Origin of the sequence: Methyloceanibacter sp. (assembly GCF_050728395.1) — a bacterium.
Taxonomy (GTDB): Bacteria; Pseudomonadota; Alphaproteobacteria; order Rhizobiales; family Methyloligellaceae; genus Methyloceanibacter.
Genome location: NZ_JBOHJB010000006.1, coordinates 19,365 through 35,685, shown reverse-complemented (window position 1 = coordinate 35,685; position 16,321 = coordinate 19,365). Strand labels below are relative to the sequence as shown.

Here is a 16,321-nt window from a genome sequence, read left to right as displayed (position 1 = left end):
GACCCGACGGCCACCACTGGCGGAACGCGAACCCGTTGATATCACGTCAATTCCGAATTGGCAGGGGTGCACCGCGAGTCGTCTGGAAGGCGGTCTGAAGCGGGCTCACCTTACTGAGGATGCTGCATGATTCCTCCTGCTCAAAATGATCTGGAGCAGAGAGCCAAAAAGGAGATCCTCAATGTCCTTGAAATTCGCTGCACTGAGCAGCCTCACCCTTCTCAGCGCTTTTGGAACGCCCGCACGAGCCGGCGACCAGGCCCAGAAGTCAGGACCGGGCAACCCTCGGGAGCCCAATCCGGCCACGGTCAGCCGCAGGAGCAGGGTAGCGGAGCCGGAGAAACCCGAGGCCGGAGGCGTGGCGTCGCGGCGACAGGAAAACCGCTGAAAGGTGCCCCCTTAGCCTGAAGGAGTGACAAGCTTTGACGATGCGAGCGAAATACCGGGAGCGGCTGCCGCAGCTTGACGGCGGCCTGTTCCTCACCGATGGGGGATTGGAGACGACACTGGTCTTCCACGAAGGCTGGGATTTGCCCTGCTTCGCGGCCTTCGTACTGCTCGACAGCGCGCGCGGGCGGAAAGCGCTCCGCGACTATTTCGACCGCTATGTGCCGATGGCGATTGCCGCAGGCGCCGGCTTCATCCTGGAAAGCCCGACTTGGCGCGCCAATCCGGACTGGGGAGCGAAGGTTGGCTACGGCAGGGAGGCGCTCGCCCGCAGCAATCGCGCTGCGATCGCGCTCCTCCTCGAGCTTCGCGACCAGTATGAGACGGCAGCCTCACCCCTCGTGGTCAGCGGCGCCATCGGGCCGCGCGGCGACGGATACGATCCCGGCGCGCTGATGAGCCCGGATGAGGCCGCGGACTATCACGGCTTTCAGATCGGTCTGTTCCGCGACGCCGGCGTCGATCTCGTCTCCGCCTTCACCATGACCAATATCGGCGAGGCGCAAGGCATCGCGCATGCCGCGAAGGCGGCAAACATGCCTTGCGTGATTTCCTTCACGGTCGAGACCGACGGGCGCCTGCCCACGGGCGACACTCTGGCCAAGGCGATAACGAGCGTCGATGAAGCGACCGGCAACGGCCCGGCCTATTACATGATCAACTGCGCCCATCCCACGCATTTCGATCATGTGCTCGATGCTGGGGAAAAGTGGACGAGGCGCTTGCGCGGGATACGCGCCAACTCATCGCGCATGAGTCACGCCGAACTCGACAATGCGCCTGAGCTCGACATGGGCGATCCGTTTGAGCTTGGCGGCCAATACGCCGAACTCATTCGCCGGTTCCCCCATATCAATGTACTTGGCGGCTGCTGCGGCACCGACCACCGCCATGTCGACTGCATCAGCACAGCCTGCCGTAACGCGGCGTGATGCGATGAACGGGCCCCGGCCTGGGCTGAACGGCAAGGCGAACGATCAGTGTTTTGACACCGAAGTATAGAATTTTGCGCCATCCGCTCGACCGGGCGTCGGGGGCACGCAGTCATCTGCGTTGCCGCTATTGGAGTAGAAGGAGCTGCAACATTCTCCTTTGATGTTTGTGACGCCAGGCTCCTTCACTCCATCCGGACGAGTGATGCTGCAATCCTCGTCTCCCAGACTGACAGCAAGCAACAAAGTCGCCGGGAGCACTAGCAAAGTTGGGAAGCGGGTCGTTGGCATCGTGGATCCTCCAAGAGGGTCGACCACAATGGCTTTATACTAGCCCAATTGTTTGGAGGTTTTGGGGCCGGACCCAACGCCGATGTTCGTGGCAATGCCGACACCGTCTCTTGGAGGGAGGCATAAAGCCTGGCCTTCCAAGCCCGAAAGAGGTCGGACAGGTGCTGGCGGAGACGGAGGGATTCGAACCCTCGATACGGCTTTTGACCGTATAACGGTTTAGCAAACCGCCGCCTTCAGCCTCTCGGCCACGTCTCCGCTTAAATATTTCAAGTAGTTACTGCGGCGCCCTCTGGCAACAAATCAGAAACTGCAACCGGATTGCAACCGGGCGATGCCATATCACCGCTTCGGCAGCAGGGATGCAATGGCTTCCGCCGCTGCTGCGTCGGCACCCTTGATGAGGTGTCCGTAGGTGTCAAGCGCGACACTGGGCTTGGAGTGCCCTAGGCGACGGCGAATAGTGAGAATGTCAACACCGGCGGCAATCAGCATAGAGGCGCAGGTATGCCGCAAGGCATGACTACGCCGCTCGTTTCGCGGCGGACATTCCGAGATTTCTTAGTCCTGAAAATGCCAAGCGCAGAACGGCGACCAGAGGAATTTCGACGAGATAATGCACCAGGCCCGCCATAACGGTACATGCCACCAAGAACGGGAGCATCCAAGCGTAGGACTGCACGCTGGTAGAGGGAATTTGCCGAACGTAATCTAAAAAAGCCGAACCGCTCGAAGTTCGAAGTAGTCCGGCCGCAGCGATGATGCAAAAAATGTGTATGAGGTAGATCGGGTAAGTGAGATCGCCGAAGAAATTGCTGATTCGGTTGTCCTTAGTCGCCTCGAAAATGGACGGCAAAGCTAGAGCAAAGAGTAGCGTCCCAAAATAGAAATAGACGCTGTCGAACGGTATGGCCGGCATATTGTAGATGCATAGGATGGCGGGAATCGCCAGCCAAAATCCGTACGATAAAAGCTCAGGTCTCAGCTTGCAGATTTCGCGGGCGAAATGGCCGGCAAGAAAGAACGACAGCGCTGTCGGGAAGAAGTAAAAATTCCATCGCATTTCCGCGTCGAATCCGTCCGCAGTCGTCCATGCGATCATCCGAAGCGTTAGTGACCCAACGAACGCGACCGCTGCGATCTTTGGCGCTCGCAGCAGGAATGGCGCCAAGGCATAAAACATGACTTCGGCACCGAGGGTCCAACCCATTAGCGTGTATGGCGGCAGGAAGCTCCAGTCGATTTTCGGATAGGACAAGAACGGCAACAACCAGTCTAGGCCGAACAGAATCCAAACAGAGAGCATCGGCAAAATGCCATGCCTTGTAAGTCCGCCTCCACCCCACATGAAAATGGAGAAAAGGCAAACCGCCCACCATAGCGGGTAAATGCGATAGAAACGGGCTTGATAGAAGGCTGAGGTTTTGCCTCGGGGATACTTTATCTCCAGCACGAAGCTTATGAGGAAACCGCTGATCACATAGAATAGGAATACCGCATGCCAGCCATCCATCCCGAGGAAGAGATCCTTGTTCCAAGGAAGCTTGAACTCTTTCCGCAAAAGGATCGAGGCGTGAAAAGTTACCACGCTGAGTGCCAAATAGAATCGTATCAGCCCCATTGGGACTCTGCACCCCCGCATGCAATTGCTGCATCGCGCTTCCTAGAGATTGTTTGCACGGAAAGGTAGCATGCGGCGATGATCGCTACTATGGCCTGTGAGGTCACCAAGACTACACAATCCACCCCGAGCTCGCGCGCCTTAACGCAAGCAGCTCCCCAAGCTTGTTTCCTGAAATCCTCTGGGCTGACCGGCGGCTCTTTCGCCACAAGGTACTTTCCGCGATGCAAATATCAGCGCTTCCGGAGCAGGGATGCAATGGCCGCCCTCTGCCGCTTCAACACCCTTGATAGGGTGCCCGTAAGTGTCAAGCATGAGGCTTGGCTTCTAGACAAGCAGCCCGAGTCTGGCGCGCCTCACGAAAAAACTAGGTATAGTGTGCGAAGCGCGACGCGGGCCGGGTTTCTCGTGGATACGGTCAGAGGAAGTCTGAGCTATTCGGCGGATACGAATCTTTGCCGTAGGTCCACTCGATTCTGAATTGATCCCGAAGCAGGACTTGGCCGTTAAGGCCCTTTCGGCCCGCTTCGTGCGTGGCGTCCACAGCAGCGCGGATAGCGTCTCTCTGTGTCGCATAGGGCCCGTAGTGCATGCCATCTAACGCGATTTTCCACTGACCCTGATCACGAACAACAATGTATTGAGTGTGCGCCATTCCATCCTCCATATAGTGGAGAAACCGAGCATCACCTTTCCACCGGAGATGCTACCCCGCGCGGGGGCCGGACGACGATGTAGAGAGCGTCACGTGCCCCGCAGACGGCGAAGATTCCTCCTCAGTCTTCGTGCTCAAGACAATCTTGAGCTGAAAGGAGATATTGGTTCGTCGCTTAGATTGGCGCTGTGAGAATTGCCACTCGGGGTTCAAGACAAGATCGGGACGTCGGGCAACCGGCGCTTTCTGGCCGGCCACAAGGCCACAAGCGGTGCCTAGACAACGGAAAGCCCCGGCGAAGAGATAGACACCGAGGCTCTCCATTGTGAAGGGGACGACCCCCACGCCGAGCATCGTATTACAATCATGCGGCGGCCGGTGTGTCTGGGGCGCCACTGTGCGATGCAAAAAATGTCCGTTCGCCAAACGGCTTGCCCGGTTATCCGCCGGAAAATACGCCGCAGCCCGTCCTCGAGCCGATTTGGAGGATACTCATCGTGAAGAAGGAATGCTTCAGCGAACTCATCGACCACGGCCACGGAAAATACACCCTGTTCGGACGGGTGCTGGCGGACACGCCGGACGACCCGGCACGCCAGAATGTGCGGTCGGCCGATATCGCGATCCCGCCTGGCCTCGAGGTCGGCCATTACGTTGTGAGCGCGACCTTCGTGACCGAGGACCCTGATGACGCCAATCGACGCAAGCCGTTCTTTCCGTGCTCGAGCGAGTGCAATCCCGATAGACAGGCCATCACCGTGGTGGCCACGAGACGGCGGGAAGATGCAAATCCAAGCCGATATGTCTGCGAATATATCGTGATGGCGACCAAGAAGGTTTGAGCGAGGCCGCCAACCGCAAGCCTGTGCTGGAGGAAGCCATGTTAGCGAGCCGCCTTCGGTCTTCGCAAACACCGCGCCCTATGGTTCTCGCCCTCCTCGCCGCGACCCTGGCAGCGGCAAGCAGCGTAGGGGCGCAAGAGTTTCAAGATCTCACGACGTCTGCGACGCCCCTCTTGTTGCAATCCCAAGGCAGCTTCACCGTTGGCGGCGACATCATCGTCTCCGATGCGCTGGGGACGGGCGGCAGCGGCCACATCGCGGTCAACCAGATGTACGTGCAGTACAAGGTCCCGCCATCAAGCCGGGTGCCAGTGGTGATGGTTCATGGCGCCGACCTCAGCGGCAAGTCCTACGAGACGACGCCCGACGGACGGATGGGGTGGGACGAATATTTCGTGCGCAAGGGACACGCCGTCTATCTCGCTGACCAGGTCTCGCGGGCAAGATCGGGGTTCGATCCGACGGTCTTCAACGATGTGCGGTCCGGCGCCGTGCCACCGGGCACGCAGCCCCCCATCTCCCATTTCAGCAACGAGCACGCTTGGACGGTGTTCCGCTTCGGCCCGACGTTTGGCGTTCCTTACCCGGACGAGCAGTTTCCTGTCGAGGCCATGGATAGATTCGCAAAACAGGTCGTTCCTGATCTCAACGCCATGCTGCGTTCGCCCAACCCAACCCACAAGGCTCTGTCCGATCTGGCTCTGAGCTTGAAGGGCGCCGTTCTCATGGGGCACTCTGAATCGGGCCGCGCTCCGTTGGAAGCAGCCCTAATCAATGCAGGCGGAATTCGCGGGATGATTGTCATGGAGCCTCCGGGCGGCTGCGGCGCGGCTCACTATACGGATGAGCAAATCGCTACGCTTGCGCGCTTGCCGATCCTCATCGTGTTTGGCGATCATCTGAGCGTGGCGCCGCGGGACTGGCTAGGCGCCTTCGAGAATTGCAAGGACTTCATGGCGCGCGTCAACGCCGCCAAGGGCAACGTCAAAATGCTGTACCCGCCGGACCTCGGCATCCACGGCAACAGTCACCTGATCATGCAGGATAAGAACAATCTTCAGATCGCCGATTTGATCCTCGACTGGATCGACCGGAACGTGGGCACCAAGGTCACGAGATTCTAGCTCGGCGAATCAAGGAGCGGGAAGAGCCGCGGCGATCACCGGGCCCAAGGCGAGCTGACCCGCCGTCGTCAGGTGAATGTCATCGCTGTAATAGTCATAGTCGACGGTCTCGATCTTGGTGAGGTACGGCATCTGCAACGACAGCTGCTGCTGGCGCACCACGTCACGGTAGGGATATTTCTTCAAGGTTTGCTCGGTCCCAGGCTTGAGCACGAGCAGGATCACCGGCAGGTTCGGATCTCCGGCATCGGCGCGCCAGGCCGCAACCATCTCCTTGAAATTTTTCCCCCATTGCTTTGCGGTCTTCTTGTCCTTGCCGTCTTGGCCACCCTGCCAAAATACCAAGGCGCGCAGTCTGCCTTGCTGCTCGGCCTGCTTTTGCCGATAGAGACACGAACCGTAAAGCGATGAGCGCGACGCGTCGGGTTGCCATTTCTCGATGCTGCTGCCGCTCTTCCCGCAAGGGATCAGGCCCACGCTTACGTGGGGGTATTTCGCGGTGAACGCATCGGCCATCGCCAGCGCCGGGCCGACGCCGGGATGCTTGTCGCGCGAGACCGTGTCAACCTGGCCATAGTTGCTATCGATAGGCTCCCTGGCAGGTTCCCAGGCGTCGGCATTGGTGAAATTCCAGATGCGCGGCCCGTTCATGGGAAAGCTCGCCGGCAACAGCCTCACATCGCCAGCGCCGGTCATGTTCGACTGCCCGGCCAATGCGATGAGATAAAGGTTGTCGTCCATTGCTTGCGCCGGGGTTGCCAGTGAAAGACCAATCCCGATCGGCAACGATTTGAGGAGCGTAGCAAAGATTGATCGTGCCAAGACGCCGTTACCCTTTACAGAAGCTTGAGAAAGTGTGGCTTCCCGGAGCTTGCGCCCGGCTCCTCAAAAAACCGTTGCTCCGACACTCTGAGATCATTCCGCCAAAATGCGGGCCAGGCACACGATTTTGCCCGATTTGGCCCGAATTTTGGTCTCCGCATTTTGCCTAGAAAATAATCGGCTCGCAGACGCTGCGTGCTAGACTGCAACGTGACGGGAGTCACAGGGGGAGTCTTCTACGTATGCGTGCTCACGCCTCCCGCTTGAGTTCGGCCGCCCCGTTTGCGGCGGCCATGCTCTTCTGCGCCCCACCAGGCGCCGAGGCCGGCGACGCCTATTGCGTCACCTGCAAGGGCCCCGACCAGATCTATCTCTGCCGGGTCAACGGTGACGTCCGGAGCGACGCGGCAAAGCTCTATTGCGTGGTGCGAACCGCCAAGGAAGGCGGACATGCCTCCTGCAGCGCGCGCGAGGCGACTGCCGGCTGCAACGGCGTGGAGAAGATCTACAGCTACGACGGGCCGGCCATCCCTGACGGGCTTGCCGAGGATCCGCGCTTCAAGAAGGTCCTGGGACGGATCGAAAAGGAGCAGAAGGCCTTCGACAAGGAGGACGAGCACAAGTCCCTGGTCGAGGTCACCGGTCAGGCGGTGAGCGCGTCGCGGCGCGGCTGGCGCAACATGCGCGCCTCGATCACGGGCCGCAACGAGGCGAACCAAGCTTCGGTGCCAAACCCCGCCACGCCGGCTAGATCAGCAGCGCAAGACCCGCTGCCGGAACTGCCGGGCGAGACGCCGGCCCTCCCCTTGAGCGCGGCACATGCGGAGACTGTCGCCCCGCCGCCGGAGCGCAAGCGCGGTGTCGGGTCAATCGCGCGCAACACCTATCGCTGCGTCCGCTCGCTCTTCCGCCACTGCCGCAGCGAGACGGCGCAAACCCCGAATTAGCCCTAATTGGTAGCAAGCCACTCGCGGGCAAGCTTCTGAGCGAGCGCAATCTGGTTTGCCGACATTTCGCGAGCAAGCTCGATGCGGCGGACAAGAGCAGCGCGATTGCCGCGCAGCGCCGCCAAGTTGAACCATTTATGCGCAACCACGAGGTCCGGCTCTACATCGAGGCCGGTCGCATACAGCAACCCGAGCTCGAACAGTGCATCCGCGGCCCCCGTCTGCGCCGCGACCTCAAACCGATCCACGCCCAAGTCCATCCGTGCCATCACCCTACCCCTGTTGTCTTCCTGATCCGCTTCTGCCGAGACGCTGCATGATTGCTTTGGCGCCGGCAGGCCGTGTCGAACTTCGATGCGGGCGATCTTTGGCGAAGCGCTCTGAACAACACCTGAACGGGCGTGCTTAACGCAAACTGACCAGTCCTAAACGGGACAGTAAGCTTGGTTTACGCGGGAACGCTTTTGCCGGGCTGAATGGTTAATCGAGGGGGGCTGGCAAGGACTCCTTCACCAGTCAAGGTGACATGCCGCTAACCAAGAACGATTTTCCTAAAAAGCGGGAGATCGGCGGGCGCCGCTAAAACTCAGGCGTCGTCGCCGGCAACAGCACCGTCGAGCCGGTGGTGAGCCGCGCCTCGAGATCGCGATGGGCGCGCGCGGCCTCTGCCAAAGGATAGGTCTGGTTGACCGTAATCTTCACCTTGCTCGATCCCACCACATCGAACAGATCGTTGGCGGTGGCGACGAGGTCTTTTCGTGTGGCCGTATAGTTGGCGATCGACGGCCTGGTGGCGTAGAGCGAGCCCTTCTGCGACAGAAGCGTGATCTTGAAATCCGGCACCGGGCCGGAAGCCTGGCCGAAGCTCACCCACAGCCCGAGAGGCTTGAGGCAGTCGAGCGAGCCCGGAAAGGTATCCTTGCCGATCGAGTCGTAGACCACGTCCACACCCTTTCCCTTGGTGTAGGCCTTCACCATGGTGACGAAGTCTTCTTCGCGGTAGTTGATGACATGGGCGCAGCCGTGCGCCCGCGCGATCAGCGCCTTGCCAGCGGAGCCAACCGTGCCGATCACCGTGGCGCCGAGCGAGGCCGCCCATTGGCAGGCGATCAGCCCGACGCCTCCCGCCGCGGCATGGAACAGAAGCGTCGTCTTCGGCCCCACGTTGTAGGTCCTGCGCAAGAGATATTGCGCGGTCATGCCTTTGAGCATGATCGAGGCTGCGACCTCGTCGCTCAGCGCAGCCGGCAAGCGTACCACCCGATCCGCGGCGATCAGGCGCTCCTCGGCATAGGCGCCGATCGGCCCGGCATAGGCGACGCGCCTCCCCACTTTCAGCTCCTTCACGCCTTGGCCGACGGCGGTCACCACGCCGGCGCCCTCCATTCCGGGGATGAACGGGAGTGACGGCTGCGGATAGAACCCGGTCCTCTGATAGACATCGATGTAGTTGAGGCCGACAGCCGTCTGCTTGATGCGGACTTCGCCGGGACCAGGCTCGCCGACCTCGACCTTCTCCCATTTGAGGGCCTCAGGCCCGCCATAGGCGTGAACGCGGATCGCCTGCGTCATTGCTGAAGCCGGGCATGACGAACTATAGCGCGATTGTACGCCTACGGATCATGAATGCCGCAACAGCCGGGGAGCCTATTCGATCCCGAGCTTCGCCTTCACCAGCTCGTTCACGGCTTGCGGGCTTGCTTTGCCGCCGGTCGCCTTCATCACCTGTCCGACGAACCAGCCGGCAAGAGCGGGCTTCGCCTTGGCCTGCTCGGCCTTGTCGGGGTTGGCGGCGATGACCTGATCCACCGCCTGCTCGATTGCCGCGAGGTTGGTGACCTGCTTAAGTCCTCGCTCATCCGCAATTTTTAGGGGAAGCTCTTCATCATCTGTTGGGCCAGACAACCGGATGGTCTCGTATAGATCCTTTGCCATCGTGGTCGATAGTCTACCTTCCTCAACCATCCTAAGGATCGCGCTGCTGCTCGACGGCCCCGTCGGTCCTACGTCAATCCACCACGGTAGGGCAGTTGGGCCGGTGGGACCTTGAGGTCCGCCAATCCCTTCAGAAGGCTCGGTCAACAATGAGCCCGAGCCACCGCTTACGCTAGCCGGGACGTTTCTCGCAGCCGGTTGCGCGGAAGCGAACACCACTTCGGGAGTCGTCTCCTTGCCACCGGAACCCAGAACAACGTTAGTGACCCAATTGGCTGCTCTCTTTGCGGGAATGCCGTTCTTTACTATGGTTTCGAAGTAGTCCGCACGGGCCCGCTCGGCCACCAGAACGTCGGCGTCATAGGCTGACAGACCGAAGGTCTCGATGAACCTCGCCCGCTTCCGGTCGGGAAGCTCGGGCAGATTGTCGGCAAGGCGGTCCACATAGTCTTGGCTGAGCTCGAGCGGCAGGAGGTCCGGGTCGGGAAAATAGCGATAGTCATGCGCCTCTTCCTTCGAGCGCATCGACCGCGTCTCGCCTGTCCTGGCATCGAACAGCCGCGTCTCCTGTTTGATCGTGCCGCCGTCCTCGATGATCTCAATCTGGCGCCGCGCCTCATGCTCGATGGCCTGACCGATAAAGCGGATCGAATTGACGTTCTTGATCTCGCAGCGCGTGCCAAGCGGCGCTCCTGGCTTCCGCACCGAGACGTTGACGTCCGCGCGCAAGCTCCCTTCTTCCATGTTGCCGTCGCAGGTGCCGAGATAGCGCATGATGGTGCGGAGCTTGGTGAGATAGGCCTTGGCCTGCTCGGACGACCGCAGGTCAGGCTTCGACACGATCTCCATCAGCGCCACGCCCGAGCGGTTGAAATCCACGTAGGAAAATTTAGGATGCTGGTCGTGCAGGCTCTTGCCGGCGTCCTGCTCAAGATGCAGCCGCTCGATGCCGACCACGACCCGCTCGCCGTCGAGCAGATCGACGACGACCTCGCCCTCGCCGACCACCGGGCTCTTGTACTGGGAGATCTGATAGCCCTGGGGCAGGTCGGGGTAGAAATAGTTCTTCCGGTCGAACACCGAATTGAGGTTGATCTTGGCTTTAAGCCCGAGCCCGGTGCGGATCGCCTGCGCAATGCACTCCTCGTTGATCACCGGCAGCATGCCGGGCATGGCCGCATCGACCAGGCTGACATGGGAGTTGGGCTCGCCGCCGAATGCGGCTGAAGCGCCGGAGAACAGCTTCGATTTGGAGGTGACCTGGGCATGCACCTCCATGCCGATCACCACCTCCCACGGGCCGGTCGCGCCTTCGATCAGATTGCTCTGCTTTGCACGTTCCTGCATTTCAGCCGCATATTAGAGTGCATTCAGTCCAACCGGAAATCGTCATGCCCGGCACTCGGGTCCGGCTCTGCCGGCCCGAGCACAAGCCCTTGTGCCCGGGCATCCACGAATTTCAGCCGATGTAGATGGCCGGGACAAGCCCGGCTATGACGAAACCATCCAGGAGCTAGGCGTTGTCCTCGCCCTGCCGGCTGAGCTTTTCTTCCTCGTATTGGACGAACCAGCCGATCATCTGCCGCCACAAGGCCTCGGCCAGCTCTGGCGGAAGCCCCTTCTCCACCGCCCGCGCCCGCACCCGGTTGATCACCTGTTGGATGCGCCACGGCACCCGAGCTTCCGCCGGCGACTGCTTGAGCTGCCAGGCGCGATCGACATAGGTGAAGCGCTCGCCGATGAGGTCGACGAGCTCCACATCGATGCGGTCGATCTCCGCCCTCACCTCTTCCATATCGTCGCAATCCTCTGGCTTGCGCGGCGCCATCAAACGACCCTCCAGCGCGTGACTTTGATCGGTCGCATAGTCATGCTGCCCTGCTCCACCAGTCTTGCGGCTTGGCCAGCGGGCCGGCCGCCTCTTCGATGGCCCGCGCGGTGCGGAACAGCGTCTCCTCGTCGAAGGGACGGCCGATCAGCTGCAAGCCGAGCGGAGTGCCTTCCGACGACAGACCGGCCGGAACCGACATGCCCGGCAAACCAGCCATATTCACCGTCACCGTGAAGATATCGTTGAGATACATCTCGACCGGATCGCCCGACTTCTCGCCAAGCGCGAAAGCCGGCGACGGCGTGGTCGGCGTCAGGATCACATCCACCTCCTCGAAGGCCGCATCGAAGTCGCGCTTGATCAGGCTCCGCACCTTCTGCGCCTTGAGATAATAGGCGTCGTAATAGCCGGCCGACAGCACATAGGTGCCGATCAGGATGCGCCGCTTCACCTCGGCGCCGAAGCCAGCCGAACGCGTGTTCTCATAAAGCGAGATCACATCCTTGCCGGGCTCGCGCAAGCCATAGCGCACGCCGTCATAGCGGGCGAGGTTCGAAGAGGCCTCCGCCGGAGCGACAATATAATAAGACGGCAGCGCGTATTTGGTGTGAGGCAGGCTCACCTTCTTGATCTTGGCACCTGCGGCCTCGAGCCACTTCACCCCCTGCTCCCACAAAGCATCGATCTCCGCCGCCATGCCGGGCACGCGGTATTCCTTGGGAATGCCGACGGTCAGCCCCTTCACGCCAAGGTTCACCGCGGCCTCGTAGTCGGGAACCGGCTCATCAACGCTTGTCGTGTCCTTCGGGTCGTGGCTCGCCATGGCTTTCAGCAGGATCGCGGCGTCTTGCACGGTGCGTGCGATCGGCCCCGCCTGATCGAGCGACGAGGCAAAGGCGACGATGCCCCAGCGCGAGCAGCGGCCATAGGTCGGCTTGATGCCGACCGTGCCGGTGACCGCGGCAGGCTGCCTGATCGAGCCGCCGGTATCGGTGGCGGTGGCACCCATGCAGAGACGCGCGGCAACCGCGGCCGACGAGCCGCCCGACGAACCGCCAGGCACGAGCTTGGCATTTGAGCCAAGGCGGCGCCAGGGATTGACCACGGGGCCGTAATGGCTCGTCTCGTTGGACGACCCCATGGCAAACTCGTCATTGTTGAGCTTGCCGAGCATCACCGCACCGGCATTCCACAGATTGGCGGTGACCGTCGACTCGTAAGGAGGCGTAAAGCTGTCGAGAATGTGCGAGCAGGCTGTGGTGCGCACGCCCTTGGTGGCGAACAGATCCTTGATGCCGAGTGGGATGCCTTCGAGCGAACGCGCCTCGCCTTTGCGGAGTCGCGTATCGCTCTCCTTCGCCGCTTCGAGCGCACGCTCAGGCGTGGTAAGCACGAAGGCGTTGAGGGCCTCATTGGCGCGGGCAATGGCGTCGATATGCGCGCGCGCAAGCTCTTCGGCGGACAGCTCCTTGCGGGCAAGCGCCTCACGCGCCTCAGCTATGGAAAGATCGGTGGGGTCGGCCATGCTCTACGGCTTGACGGTGTCGCACTTGACGAAGGCACTGTAGGATTCACTCGCGGCCTGTTGATCGAGTGTCCGGCCCTGCGCGCCGGAATGGTCACCGGTCGCCCCCGCCCCGCCCGACTCCTCAGGCGCGTCCGTCTCGCCGCTGTCGGATTGCGCCGACGCATCGTAGCCGCCCTGCTGGGTCAGATCGGTAATTCTGGTGACATTGAGCTTGCCGTCGTCCTTCTGCTTGATCGAGAACAGGTCGGGATAGGTGTAGCCGGCCTCGTCGCAGAAGGCCGTCGCCACCCAGCTCTTGGCGTCGTGGGCGAACACATTGACGAAATCGCAGGCCTGCTGATAGCCGATGAGCCCCTTCTTGGTCAGCACCTCGAAATCGAATTCCTCGCCGAGCTCGGCCGGCGTCTTGGTCGCGAGCAGCGCGCAGTCCTCTTTGGTCGAGGCGAAAGTGCCCTCCGGCAGGGTGCTCTCCGGCGCTTGCGGCAGCGCCGAACCGGCGCCGGCGAGCCAAAGTCCGGTCGCAAGCAGAAGGGCGTTTCGCATCGCCGCTCCCCTACTCCACGATCTTGGGCACGACGAAATAATGATCGTCGACCGAAGGCGCATTCTTGAGGATATCGTCGGCGCAATTGCCGTCGGTGACTTCGTCCTTCCGCTTCTTCATGGTCATGGCGACCACGCGGGTCATCGGCTCGACATTCGACGTGTCGATCTCATCAAGCTGCGCCACCCAATCGAGGATGCCCGACAGCTCCTTTTCAAGCCGCGCGGCCTCGTCTTCGGTGACGGCAATGCGGGCGAGATGGGCGATGCGGTGGACGGTCGCGCGATCGACGGACATGGACTCTGGCGCCAACGGGAACTTCGTGTTTCAGGGGCTCTGTAGCACCGGGCCGGGGCCGCTTCAATTGGGGGCTTGGCTGCTGCGAGGCCGGACTCAAGCCTCGAAGGGGACCCCGACCTTGGGCACCACCACGCTATTCCCGCCCATTTCCGCGACGAATTTGTCCGCCGTCTGGTCGATGATGGGAAACGTCCCGTAATGGCAGGGGATCACCTTCTCGAACTGGAAGAAGCGCTTGCAGGCGAGCGCCGCGGTTTTCGCCCCCATGGTGAAGCGGTCCCCGATCGGCACGATGCCGATATCGGGGCGATAGATCTCGTTGATCAGCCCCATGTCGGAAAAGATCGCGGTGTCGCCCATATGGTAAACCGTCTTGCCCTCGCGCGTGGCAATCACGAGCCCGCAACAGGCGCCGAGATAGATCGACCGCCCCTCGTGGAACACGCCTGACGAATGCCAGGCAGGCACGAAGGTGATGTCGAAATCCTGGTGATGGATGGTGCCGCCGGTATTGCCCGGATCGATCTTCTCAACCCCGAGGCTCGCCATATGCATGGCGAGCTCGAAGACGGCGATGAGCGGTGCTGCGGTCTCTTTGCAGATTTCAACGGTGTTGCCGGTGTGATCCTCATGTCCATGGGTCAGCGCTACGTGGGTCACGCCCTTCGCTACCTGCCGCACCGTGTGGCCCGACTCCTCGAAGGTTGGGTTCCCGCTGAGGAACGGATCGATCAGGATGCTCGATTTACCCGTGTCGATGCGGAAGCAGGAATGGCCGAACCAGGTGATGTGCATGGCGTGTCCCAAGTTGACTATTGCAGGACTATAAGAAGGCGATGCCCTTTGACAATCATACAAGACCCCTCACCCGGCGAGCCCCGGATCAATCCGGGGGCTTGCCACCCTCTCCCACAGGGGAGAGGGGAAAGGCCGGACCACGTCTCAAATCCCCTCGCCCCTTGTGGGAGAGGGCTTTCCGCCGCGACCTTGGGCGCGAAGCATACGCAAGTCGCATGGCGGAAAGGGTGAGGGGTGTCTGACGTGACGAAAAACGCGATCACCGCCATTGAGGATTTGCCGCCGCTTTTGGCGCGCGAGGCAAGGCTGCTCGGCCTCGACCTCGGCACCAAGACCATTGGCCTTGCGCTCTCCGACGTGACCCGCAGCGTCGCCACCCCCTACGACACCATCCGCCGCAGCAAGTTCACCGCCGATGCCAAGACGATTCGCGAAGTGGTTGAAAAGAATCAGGTCGGAGCCCTGGTGATCGGGCTCCCTCTCAATCTCGACGGCAGTGAAGGTCCGCGTGCCCAATCGACCCGCGCCTTCGCCAGGAACCTTGGCCCTCATGTCGAGGTGCCCATGGTGTTCTGGGACGAGAGGCTGTCGACCGCCGCCGTCGAGCGCCACCTGATCGAGGCCGACGCCTCGCGCAAGCGCCGCGCGGAGGTCGTCGACCGCATGGCCGCGGCCTACATCCTGCAAGGCGCGCTCGAGCGGCTAAGGCGACTTGAGCTGCGCTAGCCCCAGGTTCTCGTGAAAGATGAGATAGCCGCCAGGCGTCTCGGGGCAAAGGCCCACGCCGCAGATCGCGAGCGTCGACAGCACATTGCCGACCGCAAGCAGGGCGAGCAGTGCAACGGCCAAAAGCGGCAGCGTGACCTCGCGCAGAGGGATGGGTCCCGAAGGCTCATATTGCCGATCGAACAGCAGCATCACGCCGCAGCCTACGAGGATGGCCACGAACATGATCAGCGCCCAGGTGTAGAGGTGCAGCCCAAAGATCGCATTGCCGTAGGCGCCCGACCCCGGAACGACATAGTGCAGCACCTGATCGGCCGAGACGATGCCGCCGACCGCGGCGCCGAGGATGGCGAGACCGTAGTGGCTCGGCCGCGGCCCGAAGATCAGATTGAGGGCAATGCCAAAGCCAGCGGCGATGAAGCCAGCCCGTTGCAGAATGCAGATCGGGCACGGCAGGTCGCGGAACCAGAGCTGGTCGGCAAAGGCGAGGACCAAGACCGTGTCGACGGCCATGAGCCCCAAGGCGTTGAGCAGCCTCGACAGATCGGCCGTCACACTACGCTCCTGCGACTACAGTCCGAGATTCAGCACATCCGTCGCGTGAAACCGGAACAGCACAAGCAGAACCAACACGCCGGCAACCCAGAAACCCATCGCTGCCTCGCGCCGACTCGTCCATCCCGCGGCAAGACCGCAGGCAAACAGAAGGAAGGGCAAGCTCATCATGGTTTAGCCTCCGCCAGACCGAACCTTTGACGCCTTACTGCAACCCGCGTGCAACAATGCCTCCAGATAGCGCCATCACCCACTTGACGGCGTCCCTCGAAGACCGCTCGCGCGATCCTCAATGATTCGCGCGCAACCGTAAACTGCAAGTTATTGAAATTTCGACCCGGATCGGTAGACGAGGGTTAACCTTAAGACTGCGGTCCTGGGCGCAATCGGCCTTGATGAAAATCAAAAGGGGCTGCAGGGCCT

18 protein-coding genes and 1 tRNA gene are annotated in these 16,321 nt (G+C 61.4%); 5 read left to right on the top strand and 14 right to left on the bottom strand.

The features are described from left to right. Positions 1-428: 428 nt before the first annotated feature. Complete coding sequence (locus ACREC7_RS02285) at positions 429-1,379, top strand: homocysteine S-methyltransferase family protein (protein ID WP_431554084.1); 951 nt, start codon at positions 429-431, stop codon at positions 1,377-1,379. 456 nt (positions 1,380-1,835) lie between these two features. Here the strand turns inward: ACREC7_RS02285 and ACREC7_RS02280 are convergent. From ACREC7_RS02280 to ACREC7_RS02270, 3 genes are all read right to left on the bottom strand, one after another. Then, positions 1,836-1,928 (bottom strand) — tRNA-Ser (locus ACREC7_RS02280). A gap of 84 nt (positions 1,929-2,012) precedes the next feature. Beyond that, complete coding sequence (locus ACREC7_RS02275; RefSeq protein WP_431554067.1) at positions 2,013-2,165, bottom strand: hypothetical protein; 153 nt, start codon at positions 2,163-2,165, stop codon at positions 2,013-2,015. Positions 2,166-2,193: 28 nt separating this feature from the next. After that, complete coding sequence (locus ACREC7_RS02270; protein ID WP_431554066.1) at positions 2,194-3,291, bottom strand: acyltransferase family protein; 1,098 nt, start codon at positions 3,289-3,291, stop codon at positions 2,194-2,196. A 1,152-nt stretch (positions 3,292-4,443) separates the two neighbouring features. Between ACREC7_RS02270 and ACREC7_RS02265 the strand changes: the two genes are divergently transcribed. Together ACREC7_RS02265 and ACREC7_RS02260 are read left to right on the top strand one after the other, a co-directional pair. Continuing rightward, positions 4,444-4,788 carry a hypothetical protein gene (locus ACREC7_RS02265; protein ID WP_431554065.1) on the top strand — a complete coding sequence of 115 codons (345 nt, stop codon included), beginning with the start codon at positions 4,444-4,446 and terminating at the stop codon, positions 4,786-4,788. 80 nt (positions 4,789-4,868) lie between these two features. Then, positions 4,869-5,912, top strand: a complete 1,044-nt coding sequence (locus tag ACREC7_RS02260; RefSeq protein ID WP_431554064.1) for a hypothetical protein — start codon at positions 4,869-4,871, stop codon at positions 5,910-5,912. A gap of 9 nt (positions 5,913-5,921) precedes the next feature. Here ACREC7_RS02260 and ACREC7_RS02255 read toward each other — a convergent pair whose 3' ends face one another. Beyond that, positions 5,922-6,653 carry a sialate O-acetylesterase gene (locus tag ACREC7_RS02255; protein WP_431554063.1) on the bottom strand — a complete coding sequence of 244 codons (732 nt, stop codon included), beginning with the start codon at positions 6,651-6,653 and terminating at the stop codon, positions 5,922-5,924. Between the two features lie 323 nt (positions 6,654-6,976). Between ACREC7_RS02255 and ACREC7_RS02250 the strand changes: the two genes are divergently transcribed. Then, positions 6,977-7,681 carry a hypothetical protein gene (locus ACREC7_RS02250; RefSeq protein WP_431554062.1) on the top strand — a complete coding sequence of 235 codons (705 nt, stop codon included), beginning with the start codon at positions 6,977-6,979 and terminating at the stop codon, positions 7,679-7,681. Positions 7,682-7,683: 2 nt separating this feature from the next. On the opposite strand, the gene ACREC7_RS02245 is transcribed toward ACREC7_RS02250, so the two are convergent. The 8 genes from ACREC7_RS02245 to ACREC7_RS02210 all read right to left on the bottom strand — a co-directional run bounded on the left by ACREC7_RS02245 (position 7,684) and on the right by ACREC7_RS02210 (position 14,614). Continuing rightward, positions 7,684-7,950 (bottom strand): hypothetical protein, encoded by a 267-nt coding sequence (locus ACREC7_RS02245; RefSeq protein WP_431554061.1) that lies wholly within the window; start codon positions 7,948-7,950, stop codon positions 7,684-7,686. A 310-nt stretch (positions 7,951-8,260) separates the two neighbouring features. Further along, positions 8,261-9,253 carry a quinone oxidoreductase family protein gene (locus ACREC7_RS02240; protein ID WP_431554060.1) on the bottom strand — a complete coding sequence of 331 codons (993 nt, stop codon included), beginning with the start codon at positions 9,251-9,253 and terminating at the stop codon, positions 8,261-8,263. A gap of 75 nt (positions 9,254-9,328) precedes the next feature. Further along, the gene (gene gatB, locus ACREC7_RS02235) at positions 9,329-10,963 is read right to left on the bottom strand and encodes an Asp-tRNA(Asn)/Glu-tRNA(Gln) amidotransferase subunit GatB (protein ID WP_431554059.1); all 1,635 of its coding nucleotides are present in this window, start codon (positions 10,961-10,963) and stop codon (positions 9,329-9,331) included. A 166-nt stretch (positions 10,964-11,129) separates the two neighbouring features. Then, positions 11,130-11,444 carry a chorismate mutase gene (locus tag ACREC7_RS02230; RefSeq protein WP_431554058.1) on the bottom strand — a complete coding sequence of 105 codons (315 nt, stop codon included), beginning with the start codon at positions 11,442-11,444 and terminating at the stop codon, positions 11,130-11,132. 40 nt (positions 11,445-11,484) lie between these two features. Then, on the bottom strand, positions 11,485-12,972 hold the full coding sequence (gene gatA, locus ACREC7_RS02225; protein WP_431554057.1) for an Asp-tRNA(Asn)/Glu-tRNA(Gln) amidotransferase subunit GatA: 1,488 nt from the start codon (positions 12,970-12,972) through the stop codon (positions 11,485-11,487). A gap of 3 nt (positions 12,973-12,975) precedes the next feature. Continuing rightward, a complete protein-coding gene (locus ACREC7_RS02220; RefSeq protein WP_431554056.1) occupies positions 12,976-13,518 on the bottom strand; it encodes a hypothetical protein in 543 nt (180 codons plus the stop codon). 10 nt (positions 13,519-13,528) lie between these two features. Beyond that, positions 13,529-13,816, bottom strand: a complete 288-nt coding sequence (gatC, locus tag ACREC7_RS02215) for an Asp-tRNA(Asn)/Glu-tRNA(Gln) amidotransferase subunit GatC (protein ID WP_431554055.1) — start codon at positions 13,814-13,816, stop codon at positions 13,529-13,531. 96 nt (positions 13,817-13,912) lie between these two features. Next, positions 13,913-14,614 carry a metal-dependent hydrolase gene (locus ACREC7_RS02210; RefSeq protein WP_431554054.1) on the bottom strand — a complete coding sequence of 234 codons (702 nt, stop codon included), beginning with the start codon at positions 14,612-14,614 and terminating at the stop codon, positions 13,913-13,915. A gap of 246 nt (positions 14,615-14,860) precedes the next feature. On the opposite strand from ACREC7_RS02210, the gene ruvX reads away from it, so the two are divergent. Continuing rightward, positions 14,861-15,343, top strand: coding sequence for a Holliday junction resolvase RuvX (gene ruvX, locus ACREC7_RS02205; protein WP_431554053.1), 483 nt, complete (start codon positions 14,861-14,863; stop codon positions 15,341-15,343). Here ruvX and ACREC7_RS02200 read toward each other — a convergent pair. Continuing rightward, positions 15,320-15,898, bottom strand: coding sequence for a disulfide bond formation protein B (locus ACREC7_RS02200; RefSeq protein WP_431554052.1), 579 nt, complete (start codon positions 15,896-15,898; stop codon positions 15,320-15,322). The genes ruvX and ACREC7_RS02200 overlap by 24 nt on opposite strands. Positions 15,899-15,913: 15 nt before the next feature. Then, positions 15,914-16,069, bottom strand: a complete 156-nt coding sequence (locus ACREC7_RS02195; RefSeq protein WP_424390908.1) for a DUF5993 family protein — start codon at positions 16,067-16,069, stop codon at positions 15,914-15,916. Positions 16,070-16,321 lie beyond the last annotated feature (252 nt).

What these genes read in the sequence shown, in the direction of transcription:
- ACREC7_RS02285 (WP_431554084.1), top strand. Translation starts at nt 429, where the DNA reads ATGCGAGCGAAATACCGGGAGCGGCTGCCGCAGCTTGACGGCGGCCTG.
- ACREC7_RS02275 (WP_431554067.1), bottom strand. Translation starts at nt 2,165, where the DNA reads ATGCTGATTGCCGCCGGTGTTGACATTCTCACTATTCGCCGTCGCCTA.
- ACREC7_RS02270 (WP_431554066.1), bottom strand. Translation starts at nt 3,291, where the DNA reads ATGGGGCTGATACGATTCTATTTGGCACTCAGCGTGGTAACTTTTCAC.
- ACREC7_RS02260 (WP_431554064.1), top strand. Translation starts at nt 4,869, where the DNA reads ATGGTTCTCGCCCTCCTCGCCGCGACCCTGGCAGCGGCAAGCAGCGTA.
- ACREC7_RS02255 (WP_431554063.1), bottom strand. Translation starts at nt 6,653, where the DNA reads ATGGACGACAACCTTTATCTCATCGCATTGGCCGGGCAGTCGAACATG.
- ACREC7_RS02250 (WP_431554062.1), top strand. Translation starts at nt 6,977, where the DNA reads ATGCGTGCTCACGCCTCCCGCTTGAGTTCGGCCGCCCCGTTTGCGGCG.
- ACREC7_RS02245 (WP_431554061.1), bottom strand. Translation starts at nt 7,950, where the DNA reads ATGGCACGGATGGACTTGGGCGTGGATCGGTTTGAGGTCGCGGCGCAG.
- ACREC7_RS02240 (WP_431554060.1), bottom strand. Translation starts at nt 9,253, where the DNA reads ATGACGCAGGCGATCCGCGTTCACGCCTATGGCGGGCCTGAGGCCCTC.
- gatB (WP_431554059.1), bottom strand. Translation starts at nt 10,963, where the DNA reads ATGCAGGAACGTGCAAAGCAGAGCAATCTGATCGAAGGCGCGACCGGC.
- ACREC7_RS02230 (WP_431554058.1), bottom strand. Translation starts at nt 11,444, where the DNA reads ATGGCGCCGCGCAAGCCAGAGGATTGCGACGATATGGAAGAGGTGAGG.
- gatA (WP_431554057.1), bottom strand. Translation starts at nt 12,972, where the DNA reads ATGGCCGACCCCACCGATCTTTCCATAGCTGAGGCGCGTGAGGCGCTT.
- ACREC7_RS02220 (WP_431554056.1), bottom strand. Translation starts at nt 13,518, where the DNA reads ATGCGAAACGCCCTTCTGCTTGCGACCGGACTTTGGCTCGCCGGCGCC.
- gatC (WP_431554055.1), bottom strand. Translation starts at nt 13,816, where the DNA reads ATGTCCGTCGATCGCGCGACCGTCCACCGCATCGCCCATCTCGCCCGC.
- ACREC7_RS02210 (WP_431554054.1), bottom strand. Translation starts at nt 14,614, where the DNA reads ATGCACATCACCTGGTTCGGCCATTCCTGCTTCCGCATCGACACGGGT.
- ACREC7_RS02195 (WP_424390908.1), bottom strand. Translation starts at nt 16,069, where the DNA reads ATGATGAGCTTGCCCTTCCTTCTGTTTGCCTGCGGTCTTGCCGCGGGA.